Annotated in this window: 3 protein-coding genes and 1 tRNA gene; 2 read left to right on the top strand and 2 right to left on the bottom strand. The window is 67.6% G+C overall.

What is annotated here, in order from left to right; all coding sequences use genetic code 11:
• The coding region (locus E8A12_RS02670) for a hypothetical protein (protein WP_293366211.1) at positions 1–236 on the bottom strand (236 nt) is incomplete at its 3' end.
• A 165-nt stretch (positions 237–401) separates the two neighbouring features.
• On the opposite strand from E8A12_RS02670, the gene E8A12_RS02665 reads away from it, so the two are divergent.
• Positions 402–1,379, top strand: coding sequence for a hypothetical protein (locus tag E8A12_RS02665; protein WP_293366210.1), 978 nt, complete (start codon positions 402–404; stop codon positions 1,377–1,379).
• Positions 1,380–1,548: 169 nt separating this feature from the next.
• On the opposite strand, the gene E8A12_RS02660 is transcribed toward E8A12_RS02665, so the two are convergent.
• A tRNA-Lys gene (locus tag E8A12_RS02660) sits at positions 1,549–1,623 on the bottom strand.
• A 122-nt stretch (positions 1,624–1,745) separates the two neighbouring features.
• Here E8A12_RS02660 and E8A12_RS02655 point away from each other — a divergent pair.
• Positions 1,746–2,370 (top strand): hypothetical protein (locus E8A12_RS02655; protein WP_293366209.1); only part of this gene is annotated, 625 nt, incomplete at its 3' end.

Below are 2,370 nucleotides of genomic sequence, written 5' to 3'. Positions count from 1 at the left end.
GTCCGTGTCCGTGTCCGATATATTACATAGAGGTTGATCTCGCTGCCGCGGTAGGGCGCCAGAAGCTCGACCAGTCGCGCGGTGGCTAGGTCCCCTTCAACGTTCCAAAGAGCCTTCATACCGAGGCCGTGGCCGGCTAGGATCCAGTGGTGGATGACCTCGCTGTTGGTCGACAGCGTCCGGGGCGTGCGCACCTCCAGGGGCTTGCCGTTGTCGACGAAAGTCCAACGGTCCAAGACCTAATGGCCGCGGACCAGCTGTATGCCGCGCCGAACATGAACAGGGCCTCCGTCCTCGTTTCAACCGCTGTTGGGTTTTCGATCCTATCGGGGAAGCTCACAGGAAAATTGCGCGCCGCCGAGCAAACGGCGTTATAGCTAAGCTTCGGCCTGGAGGAAGCCATGGCGGGATCTGTCTATCGCAGAGCGGCCGGTGGGTGGGCCGCCGTGCTCGCCTCAGTCGCCCTCGCCACGACCGCCGCCGCAGCGCCCACGCAGGCCTACCATGCGCCACGCACATCCTGGGGCGCGCCCAACCTGCAGGGCCAGTGGACCAACTTCTCGCTGACCCACCTGGAGCGGCCGGCCGGCGTACCCGCGGTGGTGGGCAAGACCGATGACCTGGCGGCGATCGAGAAGGCGGTATGGGACAACATCATCCCCGACGACAACCTCGGCGGCCGCGAGTCGGAATGGTGGCCCCACGGGCGCCTGGCGGTGATCGACCGCCAGATGCGCACCGCCTGGATCACCAGCACCAAGGACGGGCGCGTTCCCTACACCGACGCGGGGCTGGAGCGGCGCAGGGTGATCCGGGCGAAGGCCTTCGCGGACTTCGACGGCCCGGAGTCGCGCAACACCAGCGAACGCTGTCTGACCCCCACCTTCTCGGCCCTGTCGCCGCCGATGCAGAACTCCCCCTTCGCCGCGGGATACCGCATCGTGCAGACCAAGGATGCGGTGGTGATCCAGTCGGAGATCAACACCGACCTGCGCATAGTCCGCCTGGGCGGCCGCCACGACGCGCCCGGCGGCCATGTCTGGACGGGCGACTCCGTCGGCCATTGGGAAGGTGCGACCCTGGTGGTGGACACCGTGGGCTTCCGGCCGGAGGAATCCTTCCGCGCGCCGGTATTCCTGATCGGCCCGGACGCCCATGTGGTCGAACGCTTCACCCGCACCGCCAAGGGCGAGATCCGCTACGCCTTCACCGTCGAGGATCCGGCCAACTACCGCGAGGCCTGGCGCGGCGAGATGCTCTTCACGCCGTTGGCCGAGCCGATCTACGAGTACGCCTGCCACGAGGGGAACAACTCGCTGCCCGGCATGCTGCAGGGCGCCCGCTACGTGGAGGCCCACCCGCCGGCCGCAGGGCGCTAGGATCTTTGGAGAAGGTGGAGACCGCACCGCGACCCGGAACCGAAGCGTCTGCCCGCCGCCGATTTCCGCGCGGGGATATGGCGGATTGGAGCGGCGGGGTCGGCGAGACGCTGACAGGAACTGCTGAATTTTCAGTCCCTACAAGGGGGGAGCATACAAAAATATGCTCTGGTAGGCCGGGTGAGGTTCGAACTCACGACCATTCGATTAAAAGTCGAATGCTCTACCACTGAGCTACCGGCCCACGACGCGAGCGGGCCTTAGAACAGCCCTGGCGAAGCGGCGCGGACCTTAGGCGCCGCTCCGTGCGCGCGCAAGTGCGCGACCGCCCTGAACTTGCCTGGATGTGCCTTAAGGTGCCGGTCGATGCGATACGCGAACGCCCTCCTCCTCAGCGCCGCGGCCCTTGGGCTGTGCGGCTGTGTCACCGAACCCAACAACGGCGAGTCGAAGGTGGAGACCACCGCGGAGGCCAATCGCTCGGGCGTCAAGGGCGTGGCGGAATCGCCCCTGCGCGACCTCAACGTCCTTCGCACCAAGATCCCGCCGGCGCTGTTGCAGGCCATGGCCGATCCCTATGACCGGCCTGGCGCAGGACGCTGCACGGACCTGCTGGACGGGCTGGGACCGCTGGACGACGCCCTGGGCGACGACCTCGACGCGCCGACCCAGAAGGAGGAAGGCATGGTCGAGAAGGGCAGGATGACCGCTCTGACCGTCGCCTCCGGCGCGGCCAGCGACGTGATCCCGTTCCGCGGCTGGATTCGCAAGCTCTCCGGCGCCGAGCAGCACGATCGCTACGTCCAGGCCGCGATCACCGCCGGCGCCGTGCGCCGCGCCTATCTGAAGGGCCTGGGCGAGGCCAAGGGCTGCAATCCGCCGGCGACGCCAAGTCATGAGCTCGCGGGCGCGCCGGTCATGGACCAGGCCCTTCAGATAGGCGCGGCGCACGGCGCCGGCGGTGATCGCGGCCTGGACGTAGCGATCGTGC

This window comes from Phenylobacterium sp. (genome assembly GCF_004799395.1).
In the GTDB taxonomy this organism is placed as follows: Bacteria; Pseudomonadota; Alphaproteobacteria; order Caulobacterales; family Caulobacteraceae; genus Phenylobacterium.
This window is presented reverse-complemented; position numbering and strand designations above follow the sequence as displayed.